The organism is Capnocytophaga sp. HP1101 (assembly GCF_054772415.1).
In genome coordinates, this window is the sequence record NZ_BPUU01000004.1 from 134,365 (window position 1) to 156,139 (window position 21,775).

At 32.9% G+C, this 21,775-nt stretch carries 22 protein-coding genes; all 22 read right to left on the reverse strand.

Annotated features, from left to right (window positions below; genetic code table 11):
• Positions 1 to 8: 8 nt before the first annotated feature.
• Positions 9 to 965 (reverse strand): hypothetical protein, encoded by a 957-nt coding sequence (locus RCZ04_RS04105; protein WP_460484684.1) that lies wholly within the window; start codon positions 963 to 965, stop codon positions 9 to 11.
• 2 nt (positions 966 to 967) lie between these two features.
• On the reverse strand, positions 968 to 2,110 hold the full coding sequence (locus RCZ04_RS04110) for a Rossmann-fold NAD(P)-binding domain-containing protein (RefSeq protein ID WP_460484685.1): 1,143 nt from the start codon (positions 2,108 to 2,110) through the stop codon (positions 968 to 970).
• Positions 2,110 to 2,715, reverse strand: coding sequence for an acyltransferase (locus tag RCZ04_RS04115; protein ID WP_460484686.1), 606 nt, complete (start codon positions 2,713 to 2,715; stop codon positions 2,110 to 2,112). Before RCZ04_RS04115 ends, RCZ04_RS04110 begins: the two co-directional genes overlap by 1 nt.
• A gap of 4 nt (positions 2,716 to 2,719) precedes the next feature.
• Positions 2,720 to 3,949 carry an MATE family efflux transporter gene (locus RCZ04_RS04120; RefSeq protein WP_460484687.1) on the reverse strand — a complete coding sequence of 410 codons (1,230 nt, stop codon included), beginning with the start codon at positions 3,947 to 3,949 and terminating at the stop codon, positions 2,720 to 2,722.
• The gene (locus tag RCZ04_RS04125; RefSeq protein ID WP_460484688.1) at positions 3,942 to 5,408 is read right to left on the reverse strand and encodes a capsular polysaccharide export protein, LipB/KpsS family; all 1,467 of its coding nucleotides are present in this window, start codon (positions 5,406 to 5,408) and stop codon (positions 3,942 to 3,944) included. The genes RCZ04_RS04120 and RCZ04_RS04125 overlap by 8 nt, the downstream gene beginning before the upstream one ends.
• A gap of 2 nt (positions 5,409 to 5,410) precedes the next feature.
• A complete protein-coding gene (locus RCZ04_RS04130; RefSeq protein ID WP_460484689.1) occupies positions 5,411 to 6,364 on the reverse strand; it encodes a Gfo/Idh/MocA family oxidoreductase in 954 nt (317 codons plus the stop codon).
• Between the two features lie 9 nt (positions 6,365 to 6,373).
• Entirely contained in the window at positions 6,374 to 7,348 is a 975-nt protein-coding gene (locus RCZ04_RS04135) for a Gfo/Idh/MocA family oxidoreductase (RefSeq protein WP_460484690.1), read from the reverse strand.
• A gap of 13 nt (positions 7,349 to 7,361) precedes the next feature.
• Positions 7,362 to 8,129 (reverse strand): flagellin modification protein A, encoded by a 768-nt coding sequence (locus RCZ04_RS04140; RefSeq protein ID WP_460484691.1) that lies wholly within the window; start codon positions 8,127 to 8,129, stop codon positions 7,362 to 7,364.
• On the reverse strand, positions 8,126 to 8,917 hold the full coding sequence (locus tag RCZ04_RS04145; protein WP_460484692.1) for a carbon-nitrogen hydrolase family protein: 792 nt from the start codon (positions 8,915 to 8,917) through the stop codon (positions 8,126 to 8,128). The genes RCZ04_RS04140 and RCZ04_RS04145 overlap by 4 nt, the downstream gene beginning before the upstream one ends.
• Positions 8,917 to 10,209, reverse strand: a complete 1,293-nt coding sequence (locus RCZ04_RS04150; RefSeq protein ID WP_460484693.1) for a glutamate-1-semialdehyde 2,1-aminomutase — start codon at positions 10,207 to 10,209, stop codon at positions 8,917 to 8,919. The genes RCZ04_RS04145 and RCZ04_RS04150 overlap by 1 nt, the downstream gene beginning before the upstream one ends.
• A gap of 1 nt (position 10,210) precedes the next feature.
• Positions 10,211 to 11,194, reverse strand: coding sequence for a Gfo/Idh/MocA family protein (locus RCZ04_RS04155; protein WP_460484694.1), 984 nt, complete (start codon positions 11,192 to 11,194; stop codon positions 10,211 to 10,213).
• Positions 11,191 to 11,901 carry an acylneuraminate cytidylyltransferase family protein gene (locus RCZ04_RS04160; RefSeq protein WP_460484695.1) on the reverse strand — a complete coding sequence of 237 codons (711 nt, stop codon included), beginning with the start codon at positions 11,899 to 11,901 and terminating at the stop codon, positions 11,191 to 11,193. The genes RCZ04_RS04155 and RCZ04_RS04160 overlap by 4 nt, the downstream gene beginning before the upstream one ends.
• Positions 11,902 to 11,904: 3 nt before the next feature.
• A complete protein-coding gene (locus tag RCZ04_RS04165) occupies positions 11,905 to 12,948 on the reverse strand; it encodes a nucleotidyltransferase family protein (protein ID WP_460484696.1) in 1,044 nt (347 codons plus the stop codon).
• Positions 12,948 to 13,619: a PIG-L deacetylase family protein gene (locus tag RCZ04_RS04170; RefSeq protein WP_198475498.1), complete on the reverse strand. Its 672-nt coding sequence runs from the start codon at positions 13,617 to 13,619 to the stop codon at positions 12,948 to 12,950. The genes RCZ04_RS04165 and RCZ04_RS04170 overlap by 1 nt, the downstream gene beginning before the upstream one ends.
• Positions 13,616 to 14,506, reverse strand: coding sequence for a formyltransferase family protein (locus tag RCZ04_RS04175; RefSeq protein WP_460484697.1), 891 nt, complete (start codon positions 14,504 to 14,506; stop codon positions 13,616 to 13,618). The genes RCZ04_RS04170 and RCZ04_RS04175 overlap by 4 nt, the downstream gene beginning before the upstream one ends.
• A 3-nt stretch (positions 14,507 to 14,509) precedes the next feature.
• Positions 14,510 to 15,670 carry a UDP-N-acetyl glucosamine 2-epimerase gene (neuC, locus tag RCZ04_RS04180; protein WP_460484698.1) on the reverse strand — a complete coding sequence of 387 codons (1,161 nt, stop codon included), beginning with the start codon at positions 15,668 to 15,670 and terminating at the stop codon, positions 14,510 to 14,512.
• The gene (gene neuB / locus RCZ04_RS04185; protein WP_460484699.1) at positions 15,667 to 16,674 is read right to left on the reverse strand and encodes an N-acetylneuraminate synthase family protein; all 1,008 of its coding nucleotides are present in this window, start codon (positions 16,672 to 16,674) and stop codon (positions 15,667 to 15,669) included. The genes neuC and neuB overlap by 4 nt, the downstream gene beginning before the upstream one ends.
• On the reverse strand, positions 16,671 to 17,264 hold the full coding sequence (locus tag RCZ04_RS04190) for a NeuD/PglB/VioB family sugar acetyltransferase (RefSeq protein ID WP_314473717.1): 594 nt from the start codon (positions 17,262 to 17,264) through the stop codon (positions 16,671 to 16,673). The genes neuB and RCZ04_RS04190 overlap by 4 nt, the downstream gene beginning before the upstream one ends.
• Complete coding sequence (locus RCZ04_RS04195) at positions 17,261 to 18,403, reverse strand: LegC family aminotransferase (protein WP_460484700.1); 1,143 nt, start codon at positions 18,401 to 18,403, stop codon at positions 17,261 to 17,263. Before RCZ04_RS04195 ends, RCZ04_RS04190 begins: the two co-directional genes overlap by 4 nt.
• A gap of 71 nt (positions 18,404 to 18,474) precedes the next feature.
• Entirely contained in the window at positions 18,475 to 19,581 is a 1,107-nt protein-coding gene (gapS4b, locus tag RCZ04_RS04200; protein WP_460484701.1) for a GapS4b family protein, read from the reverse strand.
• The gene (locus RCZ04_RS04205; protein ID WP_460484702.1) at positions 19,581 to 20,513 is read right to left on the reverse strand and encodes a hypothetical protein; all 933 of its coding nucleotides are present in this window, start codon (positions 20,511 to 20,513) and stop codon (positions 19,581 to 19,583) included. The genes gapS4b and RCZ04_RS04205 overlap by 1 nt, the downstream gene beginning before the upstream one ends.
• Positions 20,514 to 20,563: 50 nt before the next feature.
• Positions 20,564 to 21,772: a UDP-N-acetylglucosamine 4,6-dehydratase gene (locus tag RCZ04_RS04210; protein WP_460484703.1), complete on the reverse strand. Its 1,209-nt coding sequence runs from the start codon at positions 21,770 to 21,772 to the stop codon at positions 20,564 to 20,566.
• Between the last annotated feature and the right edge of the window lie 3 nt (positions 21,773 to 21,775).

Below are 21,775 nucleotides of genomic sequence, written 5' to 3' on the forward strand. Positions count from 1 at the left end.
ACATTTATTTATAAAATAGTTTTTAACCAATTATCTATATACAATTCATCTGTTACAGAGTTTTTTTCTTGTTTTTCAAAAGGAGATAATTCTATGTTATTTATGTCAAAAGTTTGAGCCCAACTTTTATTATATAGAGGGTCTTTTTCAATAGATTTGTTAGTTGTTAATAATTTTTTTCCTGCACCATAAGTTTCTGTAACTCTCATAGATAGTCCTGTCTGTGTAGAATGGTTGATATCTACTACTATATCACATTTGGATAGACAATCTATATATTCCTCACGATTCATAGGTGAAAAAGACAAAAGAGACTTATCTAAAGGGCAGCGCAATAAATACTTATACTTAAAAAAAGTACGATAGGGGAGGTAACAGAACTGTTTTACAGTTAAGTTGTTTTTTTTGCAATAACTTAGAACCTTTGCTATGGCTTCATACCGTTCCATAGAAAAAGAGTTGAAAAGGAAAAAGTTATACAGAGTAGAAACTTTAGTATCTCTTATTTTTTTGATATTATCGGTATAAAACAACTGTAAAAAGTGTAAATCATTTCTCTGTTCAAAATCTTTATAATCAAAAGTATATGTTTTGTCAAAACAAGGAATTAAGTATTCATAAGAATTGTTTTTTATAGAATCCCATTGATACATTGTGGTTCGTATATTAGGGAATTTCTTTTTTAATTTTTTAATAAAAGAAATAGGCATTTTGTACCCTCTAATCACAAAGAGGTCTGTGATATTTTCTTCTTTTTTTACTTGTTGCCATATAAAGAAGAAATATATTTTTTGATATAAATTGATTAGTTTAGGGTTTATGTTGTTTAGGATAGTATACAACCCATTGGTTTTTCGTTCGGGGAAAAAAAATGTTTCTCCAAACAACTCCCTTAACTTTTTTGTGATTATTTTATGGTAATCATAAAACTCAGGAGCAATAAATATTATTTTTCTTTTTTCCATACCTATTTATACAATCCTTTGGCTTTCATTTCGTCTATAGACTGTTGGTACTTATCTTCTTCTACTTCTTGAGTGTTTACCCAATCAGTGAATTGTTTTAAACCTTCTTTAAAAGATACTTTAGGTTCAAAGCCTAACAATTGTCTTGCTTTAGTGATGTCGGCGTAATTATGGCGGATATCTCCTAAGCGATAGTTGCCCGATATAGTGATAGGTACTTGTATGCCATAATTGTTTGAAAGCTCTTTTGCTACAGTGATCACATCAGTAGCTACTCCTGTTCCTACATTGAATACTTGGTTGTTAGCTGTTTCTTTTTCTATACCCAAAACGGTAGCATCTACTACATCGCTGATAAATACGAAATCGCGTGTTTCTTTTCCATCTTCAAAAATATTGATGCCATTGCCATTTTTTATTTGGGTAGAAAAAATGGAAAGGATACCTGTATAAGGGTTTTTAAGTGATTGACCTGGTCCGTATACATTTTGGTAACGTAAAGCAACCCCTGCAATACCTATAGTAGGACATACTGTCATTACCAATTGTTCTTGTACCTGTTTGGTGATGCCATATACCGAGGTAGGGTGAATGATTGCATCTTCGGTAGTAGCAACTAATTCAAGGACATCTGAATGATTTTGAGGGTCTTTTACTTCAAAATCTCCTCTTTGCATATCCTCATCGGTACGTTGTAGAGGATAAACAAAGGTGTTTTTAGTTTTGTTGTAATACTTGCCTTCTCCATAAATAGCACGAGAGGAAGCAACTACTACTTTTTTAACTGAGTGCTTTTCGTTAGTGAGAATATCCAAGAGTAAAGAAGTACCTCCTATGTTTACTTCAGTATATTTTTGGATTTCGTACATTGATTGCCCTGTACCTGTTTCGGCGGCTAAGTGCACAATTACCGTATTATCGGCAATAGCTTTTTGCAAGGTTTCGCGAGAAGCTACCGAACCTTTGATAAAATACACCTTATCCTTAATACTTAGGTATAAAGGAGAGGTTGTTTCAGGGTTTTTGCCGTGAATTTGTTCTGATAAGTTATCAAGAACGGTTACTTGGTGTCCTCTTTTGAGGAGCGTTAGAGCGAGGTTAGAGCCTATAAAGCCAGCACCTCCTGTAATAAGTATTTTTTCCATTAATCTATAAAATTACCATTGTTATCTGTTTTTCTCCATTTTTGTTGTTCAAAGCAATAGCGTTTTACTATTTTAGCAGGAGCCCCTACTATTACGCAATAATCGGGAAAATCTTTGGTTACTACTGAATTAGCGCCTACAACACAATTTTTACCTATAGAAGCACCCATCACACAAACATTTTCCCCTAACCAAGAGCCTTCGCCTATTTCTACTTCTTTTTTTTGTACAATAGGTTGTTTAATAACAGGAGTATTGATATCTTCATAACCGTGTAAATTATCAGAGATATAGACTTTATCAGCAGTTAGTACATCTTTCCTAATAATAATGGATTGGGTAGCATAAATGTGATTAAAATTTCCTATATGTACTCCATTTTCAATCATAAGTCTGCTTTTTTCTCTAGTGAGAGGCATAGCAGCTAACCAAGTTTTATAGGCTATAAACACATTATCACCTATTTCTATATTTTCGATTCCGTCTATTTTTAAAGGAGAATGTAGGTATGATTTTTTGCCAAAAGATTTGAACCTATATTTATACAATAAGGTTATAAATCGCAAATAGAAAGCTCTTGAGTATCTTAAAAGTATTCTTATCATCACATTAATAAATATATTTCTTCCTAATTTTAAAGTAAAAAAATAAAGATACTAAACATCTTGAGAAAAAATAAATATTGAAACAGATTATGAATGTTTCTAAAGACATAAATTTTTGGATATAGAACAACAACAAACTAATGCAATAAAGGGACAGAGAGATTAGTTCTGACCAAAAGATATAATTTAGTTTTACAATACTATTAAAGAACAGAGAAAAAGGATCTACTAATGTTCTAAAAAACAATCCTATTACAGATAGAAACACTAAATATACATAGGGTAAATGGTTAGGAAAAAAAAGTCCTACTAAAGGAGTTAGCAAAGTAAATAACAAAAGAGATCCTATAATATTGTATGCTATTATAATTTTGATATTGTTATGAATTGTTTTATTAAAATTTGGTTTATCACCCACGTCATAATATTTTATGGCTTTTGGGAAAAAGATATTACCAATAGAGTTAGGGATCAGTATCCAAAGGGTTATTATTATAAAAAAGAGATACATTTTTCCTAGTTCTTCATTTCCTAATATAAAAGAAACGCTCCAACGTTCTATTTGTGAATAAACTAAAGAAAAAACGCCTGCAATAAAAGGGATAAAACCAAAACTTAATATATATTGTAAATGCTTTACTTCTATTTCAAAATTAGTAAATTTAAAAGATTTATCTATTGATAAAATCATAAAAAACATAGGTTGTGCAAATAAACATATCAAAGCACCCACAAAACCAAAGTAATATACCAAAACAAGACAGAGCAAGGATATTATAGCACTCACTGAGTTAGCATAGTTTAGTTTTTGTAGTTTCCCACTTCCTATTAGCCGATTGGTAAACCAATTATTAAATAATAACAGGACACCGATAGTTATGCTAATAAAAGCTGTGGTATAGTCTTTTATTACACCTAAAAGGATTAGGATTGCAGTGATTATAAAAACACCTCCAGATACTACGATTAGAAAACTAAGTATATTATTATTAGTTTTTTCAATAGCTTTTTCGTGTCCTAAAGCTATGATACGATATCCACCATTGATAAGTCCTATTTGAAAAAGGGACAATAATGAGGCGGTAGTATTAACCATTGTTATCAGTCCTAATTCTTCAAAAACTAAGTATTTCATAAATGCAAATGAACGTACAAACCCTAAGCCTGCAGTAAGAACATTTATGAGCACAAAAGAAAAAGAAGCTCTTCTAAAAAAACTTAGAAATTTACTCATTTGTAATAAAATTGATCCATTTATCAAGAGAATTAGCTACTGTTTTAGCATTTTCGTCTAAATTGATATGTAATTTTTGGTGCATATTGCTATAAAAATCGGTAAATCCAGGTAATAAATTTTTAAGGTAAGCTAGAGTAAATCGATATAATTCATCGTCATCTTGATAGGATGGCTCTTTCAAAGAATAAAAAAGTTCTTTTAAATCGAAGACGTTGTCTAAGAAATTGACTCTTTTAGAGATTTTATAGAAGCTATTTCCGAATGTTATGACTTGTTTGTTAAGCATTAGGGCTTCAAATCCGCTGGTACCATTGATAGTTATTACTCCTTTACTATAATTGATAATTTCTTTTCCTGGTGTATTTGTTTTTAAAAGTTTGATATTAGGGATCGCTTTTAGGCGGATATAATCTTGTACGTCTCTATAACCAAAGAACAGTGGATGTTCTTTTACATATAGGAATTGATTAGGGGGCAGTTGAGCTGCAATATTTTCGATGAGTTTGATTTGGTGTGAGTATTTATTATTTCCCCAATAAATAACAACGGCCTCTGGTTCTATATGTATAGGATAATAGTAATACTCTTTTGATGTATCTAAATCATCAAAAGTAATTTGTTTATATTTTTTTAAATTTTGAACTCTTTTTTGTAATAAATTATCTTTATATATGAACAGATCGACATTATCGACGATAGGGTTGAAAGCTTTTGGCAGGATGGTTCTTTTAGCTTTTAAACAATAGAGTTTTAATTTCAAGAAAAGATATTGTTTAAGAGATATACCGCCATTTACTTTCATTTTTGAGAAGAAAGTGGCGTTATCCTGACGGATATTTTTAATAAAACTATCAATTCTATCTTTATTTTCGTCAATATCTTTTTTTGTAATTGAGAGGTATTCTTTTTCTAATGAAAAGGGGGTACCTATAGCTCCATCGACCATTGAAAAGTCGAAAGAGTTTTTATTTTCACCTATGAGTCTTATATGAGTTGCATAGATTGCTTTTTCTTTTTTACAGAAGCAATCGGCAATTTGTGTCATCAACAAAGCTACAGGTTCGTGTATAAAACAATCTATTTTATTTTGTGAGAAAATAGAATTCCAAACGATGTAGTATGTTTTTAAAAGGGTTATATTTTGTTCATAAGAGAGGAATTGACTAGTTCTATTTGCTGCTAAGGCACCATTGGCATTAAAATTCCCATCAGTATTTTGTAAAATAAAATTATCTATTTCTTCTAAAGTAATTTTAGAGATATCTTCATGGGCTATTTTTTCCATTTCTTTTTTAAAGATAATGGGGTGTTCAATTCCAAAAGATTCTTTTAATAGTTTAGCATCTTCATTATCATAGGCTATATGGATAAGGTTGTATTTATTTTTCAAATACTTATGAAGGCTTCCATATAGGTAGGTGAGTTCTGAACGGCTAAAAAAGCATAAATTTTTCATTTTTAAATATACCTACAGATTTTCAAATATACCTCTTCTATCATCTCTTTTTGTTCTTGTAGAGAACAAAATCGCTCTGTTTTTCCTTCGAGGAATGATTTTACTTGTAGATAAAGACCTGGTTTGAATTCTTTATCTAGAGTATCATCTATTTGGACTGGATTTACAGCTACAGATCCTATCTCTTGTATTTGTAGTGTTTCCATTGGTTTAAAGTATAAGCGGTGTTTAGGAGTTAGGATTTCCACACTCCACCTACCAGGGGCTTCCCAATTGGCGTGATATGAAAAGAGAGCATTTTTTTCTGTAATTCCTGCACCAGAAAAAATGCTTGCTGTAGGATGCCATTCTAAACCGCCTCGTTGGAATGTAGCTAATTCTTTTGGTTTTCCTCCTAAGAAAAAGGCTAAATCTACAACATGTGTGGAGTTACCAAGGAAAAAGTAGAAGTATTTAGTAGCGAGGGTTTCTTCATACATTTTTTTCAATATATGGCTCCATTCGGTAAATTCAAACAAGAAGGAAGAGACACCACCATCGGCCTCAATAATTTCTTGAGCTTTGAGGGTAGAGGCATAGAATCGGCGGTTATAAGCCAGCCATACATTTGCTTTTTTTTGTGAAGCTAGTTGTGTTACAGCTTGTATTTCGTTAGGGTGGCATATACCAGGTTTTTCTAAAAGAATATGTTTAATGCCAAAATTTAGGAGGACTTTAGTTGTTTCGGCTAAAGCTTCTATATTTACATCAATAATTACGTGAGAAGTTTTTTCGGGATTAGTTGCTATATAGGCTTCTACTCCCCCTATTATAGCGGGATGTCCTGTCTCTTCTTCGAATTTTTTTGCATTATAGCTACCTCTTCCTATAGCTACATAATCAACATTTAATGCATTGAGTACTTTTGCATAATCTAAAGCGATTGTTCCTAGACCTACTAACCAAACTTTACTCATAATCTTTTTTTAAGTAATTGGACAAATTTTGTTATTTACATTCTTTAGAATTTCTTGGTTATAGAAAGCTAATAATGATTTGATAAAAGGTAAATGTAACTTCATAGATTCATCAAAAGGAGTAAGTCTTACCTCTTTTTTTAGTAATACTTCTTCAATTAATATTCCTGTAAGTTGGCTTTGATAATAAAGATTAACTTTTTTTGTTTTCAACTCTTCGGCAGTGAATAGTGTATAAAAAGCCTTTGTTTCATCTACAACAATTGTTTTTTCTTTTGTTGTGATAGTCAATAGAGGGGGTATTTGAGAGTTTTTAGAAGAGTTGAGAATTAAAACATCGCCTCTGGGGGTAGTACCTAACAGTGTACCTGTAAATTCATAATATCCTTTTCGTTTGCTTTCATAAACTGTTTTGTCAAGGGCATTTGTATTTATAGTTATTTCTTTCTGATTAGTGATGAAGGAGAAACAGTCTATAAAGTGAATGCTATTACAAGCTAATCCCCAATCACTTCCTGAAACATTAAAAATGACAGTATCTTGGGTAATTATATTTTTAATTTCGTCATAAAAAGGAAACATTCTGCGTGGGCAATTCACCCAAGCATTGATATTGTATTTTTGAAAAATATTTTGAGCTTCATAATACTCTTCTTCTGTTTGGAAAAGTACTTTTTCTAATATAATATTTTTTACTTTTTTTGTTGTGACAAGTTCTTTTATCACTGATAATCGTACTGCTGCACTTGTAGCGATAATCACTAAATCTAAATTATTATTCATTTCTTGTATAGAGTTAAGATAATGAACTTCTTTAGAAAATTTATTTTCAGGTATTTCGTTGTAGTATTGTTTAGCTTTTTCTAAAGAATCTAAACTGCTATCTACTACATCAATTTTTAAATTTAATTGAGCTGTTTTTGCCCCTTGTAGGTGTCTACTCCCCAATTGACCAACACCTATAATTCCTATATTTTTTTTCATTGTTTATTATTTTCTACAATGTGAAACCATCATCTACTACTATATTTTGTCCGTTTACAAACTCTGATAAATCAGAAAGTAAGTATAGTACAGTGCCTGCAATGTCTTTAGCATTGAGCATTCCTTTGTTTAAACAAAATTCTTTATACGCTTTTAAGAAAGGCTCAGGTTGTTTATCCTCTATACCTCCTAAAGAGATTGTATTTACTCTAATATTTTTTCCTTTAAAGTATTTAGCCATATATTTGCTGAGGTGTATTAAGCCCGATTTAATAGCAGCATACTCTACAGGTGTGGTCATTTGGGTATTATTGTAAATTTGAAAACGAGGAGCTACGACGCCATAAATAGAGGCCAGGTTGATGATATTACCAAAGCCTTGCTCATAAAAATATTTTGCAAACAATTGTGAAGTAAGGAAATAACCACCTAAGTTCATTCCTAAATTTTCACAAAAGTCATCGTAAGTTACCTCAAAGAAGTGTTTTCCGTAGTTTTTGTTGCGTGGGTAAGCACTATTTACTAAAGCATCTATTTTACCGTATTTTTTGGAAATATTATTGATAAGAGCTTCAACAGAAGCTTTATCAGTAATATCGACTTGTGCAGGTACTATACAGGCATTTCCTAATGAAGTACATAGTTTCTCAGCTATGGCAATATCATATTCAGCTACCACAGCAATACCTCTATTATCAGCTATTGCCTGACAAAAAGTTCTGCCTAACAAACCAGCACCTCCAGTAACTATTACTACTTTATCTCTTACTAATTCGCTCATAGTATTTCTTTGTATAGTGTTATTTTTCTATCGTTTTTAACAGGAAATTCTGCTCTGTATTGAACTACTTCCTCAAGATTGAGTTCATATAGGGTTACCTCTTCTGAGAGAGATGTACCTTTCAGCACTTCACCGTAGGGTGACACAATATGCGATGAGGTTACATATAACAATCCATTGCCATCTCTCCCTATACGATTTACACCCACCATAAACACTTGGTTTTCTATAGCTCTTGCCTTGATAAGTGTCCACCAATGAGGTACTCTGCGCTCAGGCCAATTAGCTATATTTAGTATTACCGAGCAATCTTTAGAGTATGCTTGGTAAAGTTCAGGGAAGCGCAAGTCGTAACAAATGGTTAGGCCTATAGTAGCTCCTGCGATAGTTAGCTTTTTCAGTTCTTCACCTGCTTGGTAAAAATCATTTTCATTAGCATACGAAAAAGGATGTATTTTAGCATAAGTAGTTAGCAAGACACCTTGATTGTTTACTACAGCCAAGTTGTTAGTAGCTTTATCTCCTTTTGTCAGAACAACTCCGAAAGCTATAGACACATTATGTTTTTTAGCTTGTTCTTGAAAGAAAGTAATCGTTTCTGACGAAAATTCATCTTCCTTCACCTTTTGGCTTTCCATTGTAAAACCTGTGAGGGTCATTTCAGGATATACTACCAAATTGGTATCAGAGCAATATTCAGTAATAAGAGCTAATGTTTTTTCTACCTTTTGCTTATTCTCGGCTTTATTCTCCCAACTTTGGTTGAGTGAAACTAAGGCTATTTTCATTAGTTATATTTTCTAAATACAGGTTTGATAGTGTCGCCTACTAAATATTTATCTACACCTTCATTAAGAGCTTTTGCATACACTTGTAATGATTTTCTCACTGCCTCAAGAGTTCTGTTTAATTCTTTGTCAGTATGAGCATACGAAATAGCAATCCAAGGTATTAAAACACCATTTTTAATCATTTCTTGTGAAAAAAGTGTTCTAAAAGCCAATGATACTTCTTTATTAGTATCTTTTGTAATATAGTTAGGAGAACATTCAATTCCTGTAGCTGCAAAATAATCACTTATTTGTAATTCCTTTGCAATAGCATTCATTTCTGAGACTAATTTTTTACCATAGTTCCATAAATGATCTACCACTTTGTGTTCTTTATAGAATTTTATAGTTTCTACTAAAGCTCCTAAACCACACATTTCGGCGCCGTGAGTAGTAGAGGTTAAGAATACACGTTCAGCACCTAATTCTTTGATACCACCTATTTTCATAAACTCTCGTTTACCACATAGGGCAGCTACTGAAAATCCATTAGCCATACCTTTACCAAAAGTACAAAGATCAGGCTCTACATTATAGTAAGTTTGTGCTCCTTGCAAGTGCCAACGGAAACCAGTAATCATTTCATCGAGGATAAACAAAGCACCATTTTTATGACATAGTTCTTTTACTTTTTGCAAGAAGTTATCTTTAGGATGCTCCCCTGTGGCAGGCTCTAAAATTACACCAGCTACTTGATTAGGGTGTTGAGCAAACAAAGTCTCTAATGACTCTATATCATTATATTTAAAGTGTACTGTGTGCTCATAGTTTTCTTTAGGAATACCACGAGTAAGCACTGTATCACCGATAAACCAATCATCATAAGAAAAGAAAGGGTGGTCTAAGCAACGAATGATATATTTTCTACCCGTATAGGCACGTGCCATTTTTACGGCGGCAGAAGTTACAGTAGATCCATTTTTAGCAAATTTGACCATATCTACACTAGGTATAAGGTCTACCATCATCTCAGCAGCTTCTAATTCTATCACTGAAGCACGTGTAAGGTTATTACCCTTCCAAATTTGCTCAATAGCAGCATTGGCAACTCTTTTTTCGCCATAGCCTAAAGTAATAGCTCTCAAAGCCATACCATAGTCTAAGAATTCTTTCCCATCGGGGGTGTAAAGATAAGCACCTTCACCTCTTTCAAATATTTGAGGGGCATTTTCGGGGTATTGGTCGTCTCCTCTACTATAAGTGTGACAACCACCAGGGATTAGATTATTGAGTCGTTGACTATAATTCATTTTAGAAACCTCCATCTGATTTTTCTATTTGATTTAATAATTCTAGTACTTTTATATCGTCTTGAACTGTATTGGGATAGTGTTTAGGGTTTTCAATTCCCTTTATGAAGCTATTCACTTCATCAATATACATTTTCTCACCAATATTCTTGTTATATCCTGAAGCAGATTCAAATTGAGGTTGTTCAAAATGTATCCATCTGCCATTTTCTACTTCATACAAATGGAAAGCAGCCTCATCCCATTTCCATTGTATTTGGGCTTTTTCAAGATTAATTATCAAGTTTCTAACAGCATAACGAGAGGCTACATCTACAAGAATTGTACCTACCTTATCGGCGTATTTTAAAGTAAAAGCATAGGAATCTTCTATTTCACAACCAAAATCAATTGTTTTCTCAAAGACTCCCTTAGCTGAAATAGGCCAACCTATGGTATCTACTATCCAAGTTAGCTCAAAAGGTACAATTTCTCTTCCTCCCCCCATAATACGATTTGAAACGTAAAAATCATTTACTCCTTCCCAAGGATGCCAATCGGGTAGATATTGTCCTGAATGATATGAAAAGTTGGTTACTTTTCCATATTTTTCATTCTTTATAATCTTAGTAATATCCTTTATAACAGGGTGAAAACGAAGCGTACAAGAAGGGGCAATAAAAGTATTGTTTTGGTTGTAAGCAAGCATTTCTTTTACTTCTTCGATAATAACACTAGCCTCTATAAAAGCTGGCTTGTTATAATCAATTGCTATTTTTGCATAGTAGGTATGCAAATTAGGAGGAGTAGAAATAATAAAAGCATCAAAAGCAGACAAATCCTCAGTGTCTAAAGATTTTATCGTTTTTATATGAAACTTATTTTCTGCTTCTTTTCTTCGGTCTTCTCGGGGGTCAAAGCCTACTACATCAGTATATTGTAAGGCTTGCAAACATCTCACACGCCTTTTGCCCATTGATCCCAAACCAATTACTAAAAATTTCATAGTATATCGTTCTTTTTATAATTTAGAATTGTTTCTATACACAAAAAATCGTAGATATCATCTACTTCATAGTTTTGCCAACGTTCAATAAAATAAGGTTTAGACTTTTCACTATAAAAAAGTTTTTTTTCTTCAAAATAAGAGACTTCTACTAAATAGGCTACTCCATAAGGAAAATAGGCTTTAGATAACTCTTGTCTTTGGGTAATTTTTTTAGCACCTTCTATAAAAGGGCTTATTTTATTATCCTTTATTGTTTTTACTATGAAAGGATGTTCTGTATGCACTTCTCCTAAGCTAACTACTCCTACACTATCCTCTTCCAAAAGGGCAATACAATTATCTATATCTCCTTTTTTTCTTAAAGGAGAAGTAGGCTCTAATAGTAGTATGTAGTCAAATTCCTGTCCTTTGTTACGATAATATGCTATTGTATGTAGGACAAATGCTGAGGAGGGAGAAGTATCTGTTGCTAATTCTGAAGGTCTTAAAAAAGGTACTTTTATACCAAAACTCTCAGCTACAGTAGCTATTTCACTACTATCAGTTGAAACAAATATTTCATCAATATACTCACTTGCTTGGGCTTGCTCTATACTCCACCCTATTAAAGGTTTACCGCATAGAGGCTTTATATTTTTGCCTGGCAGCCCTTTGCTATCTCCTCTTGCAGGGATAATAGCCAATATTTTTTTATTATTATACATTATTTAGTGGTCTAAATGTTTAATAAACTCTTGTGCGTGTTCATAGTCTACAGTTTTACCGATGTCTATCCAATAGCCTATGATGGGGTCGTATACCAATTTGCCCCCTTCAGTAACTAATTGTTCCATTACATCGGTGATGTCGCAATACTTGCCTTTTTCTATTTTAGCAATCAAGGAGCGTTTTAGTATATAAATACCAGCGTTTGAGTGGTATATAAAACTCGGTTTTTCTTTAAAGTTAGTTATCCTTCCTCCTTTAGTTTCGAAAACTGCATAAGGTATATCTACTTTGTACTCAGTAGAGGCTACTGCCATATCAGCCCTTTCATTGATAAGTTTTAGGTAAAGAGACTCGAAGTTTACATTGGTAAACAAGTCGCTGTTCATCAACAAAATATGCTCAGTGCTTAAGTTATCTATCAGAGCTAAAGCACCTGCAGTACCTAAAGGTTCATCTTCCCAAATATACTCTATAGTAATACCTTTTTGGCTACCATCGCCCAAATAATCTACTATTTGCTGTCCAAGGTATTTTACTGATATATAAATTTTTTTGATACCAAAACTAATGAGCCTATCTATGTTGTGTTCTATGATAGGTTTGTCGCCTAATCGCAACATTGGTTTAGGCATAGTATCAGTGAGTGGACTGAGGCGTTTGCCACGCCCTCCAGCCATAATCACTGCTTCTAAAGGAAGTTGAGCTTTGGTATATTCTAGATCTATCAAATCTACCATTTTTTCTTCCCGATTGAGGATAGGTAGGATTTTTATATCTAATTTTCTATACATCTCAAAACTTTGGTAAGAGTCCGTTTGGTATAATCGTTTGAAATCTGGGTTTGCAATCTCTCCCAGAGTTTTCTGTAGATTTTGTTCGGCGATGATAGACCTGCGTATGTCACCATCTGTGACAGATCCTACAACCTTCTCATTATCATCTACTACAAAGAGAATAAGCCTACTCAAATTACGCAATTCGTTAAGGCGCTGTAACCCCTCTACCAAGTTTTTGCTTTTATGTATTAAAATGTCAGTTCTCATTATTTATCAATATATTTGATAAGCTGGAAAGCCTCTGCATATTCTACACCTACACTTGCACCACGGAAAGTAGCTAGGGCTTCTATATTTTTTAAACTTCTAGGGAAAGGATGCTTTCCAAGTTCAGACTCATATATTTTCATTAGATTCATTTTTTCTTCTAAAAAAGAAGAAATATCTACAAAATAATTAGGTATGAATACTTTTTCGGGCAATTGAGGAGCGAATTCTGTTTCTGAAATGCATTCATACATAAGTACTTGTTTTATAAAAGGATATCTAAAAGATTTGGTGCAAGCCATTACAGCATCGAATGTAATTCTATGATCTGAATGAGCGTCCGAACGATTCAAACAATATACTATCTCAGGTTCAATTTCAATAAAGATTTTTGATATTTTTGGTACCATCTCAATGAGAGTGCTTGTAGAAAGGGACATTGTAGGATAGTTTAACATAAAGACCTTTTCTACACTCAATGCTTCAGAAATTTTTTTAATTTCTTTTTGTCGGTTACTAATGCGTTGCTTGGAAAAACCTTGGTTTTCAAATATATTGGTAGTAATAAGCCAATATATTTTATCTCCATTTTTCTTGTGTTTTAGTAAGGTGCCACCAACTCCTAAAATCTCATCGTCGGGGTGTGCTGAAATGACTACAATATTTCTCATAAGTATTGTCCTTTTTTTGGGAGTTCAGAGAACTCGTGTTCTACAATTTGAATTGCTCCATCATAAGTTTTTACAAGAATTTTGTTGTCCTCGACATCTAAAACTTTTCCTGGTTCGCAGTTTGCAAAGTTACAACTTTTTTTAATTACTTTCCAAATTTTCACCTCTTTTTCATCACTTAGTATAAGATGCACCCCTACATAAGGATGAGTTAAAGCTCTTACTAAATTATAGATAGCCTCAGATGACATTCTAAAATCAATTTGTCCATCTATTCTCCCTCGTTTTCTCCACGAATTTCCTGCTGTTATATCTTGCTTTCTCCTCTCTATATCATTGCCCTTTAACTCAAATTCTTTAGAAAAAGATATAATTTGTTTTATAGCTACATCAGTTATTTTTTTATAAAGAGTAGCTGCTGTATCGGACTCCTCTATAGTTACTATTTCTTGTGAAATAATATCTCCTGTATCTGCCCCTTCATCCATTATGAAGAAGGTGCTTGCGGTTCTTTTTAATCCTAGGAAAATAGCCCATATTAAGGGGTGACGACCTCTGTTGTTAGGAAGTTCGGCAGGATGAAATCCTACTACTCCATATTTTGGAATAGACAATATCTCGGCAGGGAGTATATGAGACCAACCAAAACAATAAATTACATCAGGATTTTTTTCTTTTAAAAAAGAAATAATGTCTTCTTCATTATCTTTTTTTCTAAAAAAAGTAGGGATATGATATTTTTCTGTTAATGGAGTTAAATCACAGAAATCAGCATTAAAGTCTGATTTCTTTTTAGTAATGACCCCTACTATGTCAAACCCATTTACTATCAATGCTTCCAAAGCTTGATATGAAAAATCAACAGTACCGATAAAAACTATTTTCATTTGTTACAAATCATAAAACTGTTTTTTAAGTATATCATTTAAATCTACACTTTTTAAAACTTCTACTATTTCTTTTGAAGGATTTTCTATTCCTTTATACGGGTTTTTTACAGTCCTTAACAGCTCTTTAAATCCACTTGAAATTGCTTTATTAATAGCCGCTTCAATATCTTGAGATGAGTTATTACATTGTATCACACTTTTAGCCATTATTCTACCTCTTTGTCTATCACCTATATTTATAGTTGCGATTTTAAAACTAGGCGCTTCAAGTAATCCACTTGAAGAATTACCTATTACAGCATCTACATATTGTAGAGCTGAAAGATAGCGTAGTTGCCCCAGGGAAGTAAAACAAACTGTCTTTAAAGTATTTTTAGCTACATATTCATCAATCATTTGGTTTACAATTCGCCCATCGGTGTCGGAATTTGCTTTAGTGAATATAATTTTGCAGTTTTCAATCTTGTCCAAAGCGTCCAATAGTTGTTGCACTTGTTCAGATGAAGTTGACTTTTCAAGAGTAACAGGATGAAAAGTAACTAAAAAGGCGTATTTTTTATCTAACTTAAAATTAATAGAGGCTTCAAAATCTTCTTTAGATAAGAGTTTCAGTTTAGAAATATTTTCAAGCCCTAAAGCTCCTACATTAAAAACCTTAGTAGGGTTTTCACCTAATTGTATAATTCTTTTTTTATATTCCTCTGTAGCACAAAAGTGTGTCTGAGACATTTTTGTTATACTATGCCTAATTGCCTCATCTATTAATCCCTCTGTTGCTTCTCCCCCGTGACAATGTGCAACTGGAATACGAGCTATCATAGCTGCACTTACTGCTGAAAAGATTTCAAATCTATCCCCTAATACTAAAATGATATCAGGTTTCAGTTCAGCAAAAGCTTCTGAAAAAGAAATCATTGCCAACCCCATACTTTTGGAAATCCCTATAGGAGTATCGGAAGAGAGGAGGATTTCTATCTTTTTATCAATGGTAAATCCTGCTTTTTCAATTTCTTTATAAGTTAAGCCAAATTCTGGGGAAAGATGCATTCCTGTTGCGATCAACTGCAGTTGCAAATCTTTGTCTTCTTCAATTGCTTTTATAGTACAATATAACAAGCCAAATTCGGCTCTTGTTCCGGTTATGACACAAATCTTTCTCATAGTTCAATCAAATCGTCTTCTTCAAAGTCTTTTTTAGCTGTTTTACCTATTACTTCATCCCATTGCATAGGAGAAATGCCTGTGCCAGGGCGTTTTACTGTTAAGTTCTCAATGGTAAAAGACTCTCCTTTCACTATTTTTTTAGCAGCTACAATACTCTTCCTCACAATAGGTTTGTTTTTAGCTTCAGATTTTGAAACTTCTTTCAGTTCTGAACCTCCTATAGCTTTTTCTATATTGCGAATGGCTATTACCATAGCTTTTAGTTCCTCAGGTTCAAGTGAGGCTTTATGATCGGGACCAGGTAAGGTTTTATCCAAGGTAAAGTGTTTTTCAATAACCATAGCTCCTAAGGCTACAGCTGCAATGGGGACTTCTATCCCTAAAGTATGGTCAGAATAGCCAACTGCTACCCCTAATTCTCGCTGGATATGGAGCATAGCTTTTAGATTGACATCCTCCATAGGGGTGGGATATTCTGTATTACAATGCAATATTGTTATATTATCTTTAGTGATACCATTATCTATAAGGACTTTTACAGCATCTTTTATTTCTTGAATAGTAGCCATTCCTGTAGAGAGAATGACTTCAGTAAAAAGAGTTGCTACTTTTCTTAAATAGGGCAGGTTGGTAATTTCACCTGAAGGAATTTTAGCGATGGTAATTCCTAACCCAGCTAAGAATTCTAACGATTCGAAATCAAAACCTGTAGAAAGGAATTGTACGCCTTTTTTTGTACAATAGTCAATTAACTCTTGATGAACGGTCTCGGAGAGCTCTAATTTTTTGAGCATTTCATACTGAGAGTCTTTGTCTTGTGTATTTTTATCTTGATAAGCCGCGCGTTTTGCTTGTTTGGTTACCAAGTTACCAGCTTTAAAGGTTTGGAATTTTACAAAATCCACACCAGCTTCAGCTCCCTTATCAATAAGGGCTTTGGCTTTGGCGATATCGCCATTATGATTTACACCTGCTTCGGCTATGATAAGAGTTCTTTTCATCTTTTTACAAATGTTCCTGCTGATATAATACTATTAGGTGGAATGGTTACCCCATTAGAAATAGTAGCATTACTACCTATAAAAGTACCTCTGCCTATCACACAATCTCCATTGACTATTGCTCCCGTAGAGATATGACAAAAATCGTCTATCACTACACCGTGTTCGATATTTGCTTTGGTATTGACAATACAGTTTTTTCCTATTTTAGCCCCTGCATTCACTAAAGCGTGATGCATTATAATTGTACCTTCTTCTATAATAGTGTGTTTTGATACATACGCCAAAGGAGAAATCACTACAGGCAAATGATAGCCTATTGCTTTCAACTTTTGGGACAAGTGCACTCGCAAAACATTACTTTTTATTTGTCCTACTGAAATTATAGCATTAGGGCAAGTAAAGTATAATTTTTCTAAATCATCATCAGTAGCTATAATTTTATATCCTAATACTTCTTTTCCTAAATGCTCCTTAGTATCAATAATTCCTTTGATGAGATATTTTCCTTCTTGTTCAATCACATCTATCACCGAGGTGCAATGTCCTCCACCTCCTACAAGGATGATATTAGGCTTTTCTTTTTTCATCTCACTCCACTAGGTATATTCACTACTCTTGCTTCTAACCATTCGGCATTGCTGAGGTCTGCTTTAGGACAATCTTTAAACATCGGTAGTCGGTTCATTAGTTGCCATATTGGACGGCTCATTACACCCTTTGCATTTGTTTCGGTAAGGAAAGTGTCGCGCTCTTCTTTATTGTTTAAGATAATGGCATTGAGCCAATAGTTACATTTTTCGTATTCACGTTCGGCAAAAAAGGTAATACCTTGTTTTTCAAAATAGGCTTTATAGGCTTCGGCTGTAGCGCGTTTGTTGGTTAAAAAGCCTTCTAACTGTTCTAATTGGGCTACCCCTAAGGCAGCATTGATATTGGGCATACGATAATTATAACCTATTTCATCGTGTACGAATTCCCAAGCGTGAGGTACTTTGGCTTGGGTAGTGAGGTGTTTGGCGTGTTTGCCTATAGTCTCATCATTGGTGAGTATCATACCGCCACCTCCTGTAGTAATGGTTTTATTACCATTGAAAGAGATACCTCCTATTTTGGCGAATGTGCCCAAATGTTTGCCTTTGTAATAACTACCCATAGCCTCGGCAGCATCTTCTATTACTTCTATATGATAACGATCGCAGATAGCTATAATTTCTTCTATACGACAGGCGTGTCCAAAGGTGTGTATTGGCATACACGCTTTGATACGTCGGTTTGTTTGTTTATGGTAGCATTCATTCCCTCGTAGTTCGGTATTTTCTTTTAAAAAGTGCTCTAAAGAGGTAGGAGAGAGTCCCATTGTATCTTTATCGACATCTACGAATACGGGTACAGCTCCTGCATATACGATAGCATTAGTAGTAGCTATAAAGGTTAGCGGTTGAGTGATTACCTCATCACCGGCTTCTACCCCACTGAGCTTTAGGGCTATGTGGAGGCCATTGGTGCCATTTACGCATACTACAGCATATTTGGCTCCTGTATATTCAGCTATTTTTTGTTCGAAGAGGTCTACAAATTTTCCTACGCTTGATACGAAAGTAGTATCAATGCACTCTTCTAAGTATTTTTTTTCGTTCCCTGCAAAAGTAGGGGCGTGTAATGGAATAAAAGCCTCTTTCTCATCGTAAAGGTCACGTATAAAGGATATGGTTTCAGCGATATTCATTGCAATATTTAAATGATTTGGTAAAATATAAATTTTCTTAATCAAAGAGTTTTAAAAACTATGATTGATTTTTATATTTTGAATTTATCATAGCTTTCTACTTTTCTTTTTTCAAGAGAATCTAAAACTTTTTTTCTAATTTCTTTTTCATTTCCTCTTTTTTTAAACTCCTTGTCTAGATTTATTTCAATTGACATTTGAAATTCAGAAGATTCATCTTTAGATTTGATATAATCCGGAAAACCTATATTAACCGAAGTAAGACCTTTTATTCCATTTATATTAAAACTATACTTTAGCTTAATTGTTGCAAATATTAATTTAGGATAGTATTCTTTATTAGTTACCAATATATGCTCTTGTAATTCTCTCCCATTTAGTTTCAAATTATCAAGTTTATCTAAAAAATCTTTTATATCTTTATGACTTTCTATATTTTCATCAAAGTATAAATTTATGTCTGTTATAGACTTAAAACTCATATATATAGAAAAATCTTGAATAAAAGAATAGAAAAACTGGATTCTATTTACATTATCAAAATTATTAAACTTTATGGTTATGATATCATTATTTGAATTAATTATAGAATTATCCTTAAGTTTTTTCTTTAGACCGCCTATTAAAATATCATTAACTTCAAGGGTTTCTTTTGTTGTGAAATTATGTTGTATAGAAACTTGTATTTCATTATCACTAATCTTTCTTTTATTTAATATAATAGAGCCTTTATGAGTAGTTTTGCTATTATACATATCTGATAAAAGATTCTCTCTTTCTATTAAATAATCTAATACTGCTGTATTGAGATCATTCTCATAGTAAAAATTAGGTTGCCCTATAACTGAATAATTTGGTTTATAGGTATGATTATTTACTATAAGTTTATTAATATCAACGTTATCTATTATATCAGGCCAATCAAAATCTCGAGAACACTTTATAGAAATTGTTCTATATTTTATGGTGTCTTCTTTTTTCTTCTGAATTTCAGAAAGAAAAAAGAAATCTTTTGGAGAGATTATACTTTTCATCAAAAGAGGAACAGAGACATTTTTATCTCCAACAGAAAGAAAGACTCCTTTCTCTCTTAATAATGAATTAATGCTTGCTTCACTTATACTTGATTTGGCTAATAGTTGCCTTAATATATCTCCTTGAGGTATGATATTGTTCATTATTTAATATTTCTAAAGTTAATAGGGAAGCCTTTTACTTCTACCCTTTGTGAAAATTGAGATAAATGTTCTTCTAAAGAGTTATCCAATTGCCCATCATATTCTTTATAGTATATAATAGTTTTATCTAAGGTTTCCAAATAGTCAAATTGTTTTATAAAACCGATTAATAAATTAAAAGATTCTGTATCAAATAACTCATTAACATAAATATGAAATTCAGTATTTTTTTCATTAGTTATTCGCAATAATATAATATTTGAATAAAGGTATTGTATAGGGAAATCTTTTCCAAACATCTTTCCTTCTTGTTGTCTGGTAAAATTAAGTCCTGTGTTATGATATACAAAGTCAATATTATCAGCACCATAGGCCAGTTTACTTCTATAAATACTTTCAAATAAAAAATTTAATCTATTATTGTCTAATAATATTATTTTATCAAAGAACAATTCATTCCCTATATGAATATTACTTATTTTTGAAACCAAATCAAATGTTAAATCATCACCCAAAGAAAGCCATACTAATATACCTATTGTTTCTGTCTGTTTTACATTAGAAACAGAAACATTTTGATTAATTAATGATTTCATTCTTGAATTATTAAAACATTCTAAAGTTTCTGCTAAATCTTTTATATACTCTTTTAGAGTTTCAGCAGAATTTTTAGGATATGGTTTTGATGTACATTTAGAAGAAATAACTCCTATGTCTAATATATAATCTTGTAAAGGACTTACATAGTATATTAACCCATCTATTCCATGCGTTGTTCTATCTGATTTTGCGGCTATTCGTTTATGTTCTTTTGGTCTATTACAATCAATAGGGAGATTATGTGAGATTTTAAAGTTTAAAATTTCTCCAAAAATAAAATCAACTATCTTTTCTCCCTTATCGCCTATTTTCTTAGAAAATTCTCCAGCCATATTTCTTAGTGTTTAATGATATTGATAATTTTTTTAAATATTTATTTGTATTACATTTTGCTATCCAAATACTTTCCTGTTTCTTGGTGGTCGAAATTTACTAAGAATGTTTTCATCAGCAGGGTAATGTCTTTTTTCTCAGTAGTAGGATTATCGAATAGTAGGGTTAGCTTATCTATAAAACTTTCTATTTCAGTTATTTTTTTAAAAGATTGTAGACTAATCACTCCTAAAGAAGTGTATTTATCTAATGTTACTTGTTCTCCTTCAGTATAAAATTCCTCGTAGGGTTTTTCGCCTGTGGTATCACTTGTTGAGAAATAAACGGGATACCATTTATCAGTTTCTTTTCGGCTTTCAGCCTTAGCAATAGCTTCAGCTTCACTCTTGCATTCCAGAGGGGTATATCCTAAGTCTTTTAATAGCTGGGAGGCTATTTCGGAGAAAGTAAGTACTTGTTCTTTCTTCAATTTGGGGAAGTATATTTGTCCTGTAGTGCCTAATATACAAGCCATTAAGCAAATTTGTCCACTTTCTTCGGGAGATACAAAGTAACGAGTTACATCAGAAGGGGCTGATAATGGTTGGTTTTTAGCAATACGCTCTAAAAATCCTGCTGGCAATGAGCCATTAGAGAAAGCTACATTGGCAAAACGTGCTGTAGTTACGGGGAACTTATGAGCATAAGCCATTATCATATCTTCCATTATTTTTTTGCTACCTCCCATTATATTTACAGGGTTAGCAGCTTTGTCGGTCGATACACAGAAGAAATGTTCAGGAGGATAGTCACACAATAAATCTAAGAATTTTTTAGCGTTTACAACATTGTTTTTGAGTAAGGCTTCTACCGAATATTTATCTTTTTCGCTTCGTACATGCTTGTGAGCTGAAAAGTTAGCTACTATATCAAAACCGTCACGAGCTTTGAACATTTTTACAAAAGTATCATCGGCGTAATTCATAGGATAAGTTACGTAATCGGCAGGTAAGGTAAAGGCTGAGGAGCTACGGAGTTCGCGGGTGAGTTCGGTCAAACCGTTTTCATTGATATCAACCACTACGAGACTTTTTGGCTGGAAAGGCAGTAGGGCTTTGATAAAAGAACTGCCAATAGATCCAGCGCCGCCAATGACCAAAACGCTTTTGCCTTGAATAGCTTTTGTTAGTTCATTTTGATGAACGAGTAAATCGCCATTGAACATACTTTCAGGGCGCTTCGTAACGTGTTTTGCTATGAATTGAGTGATGTTTAACATAAT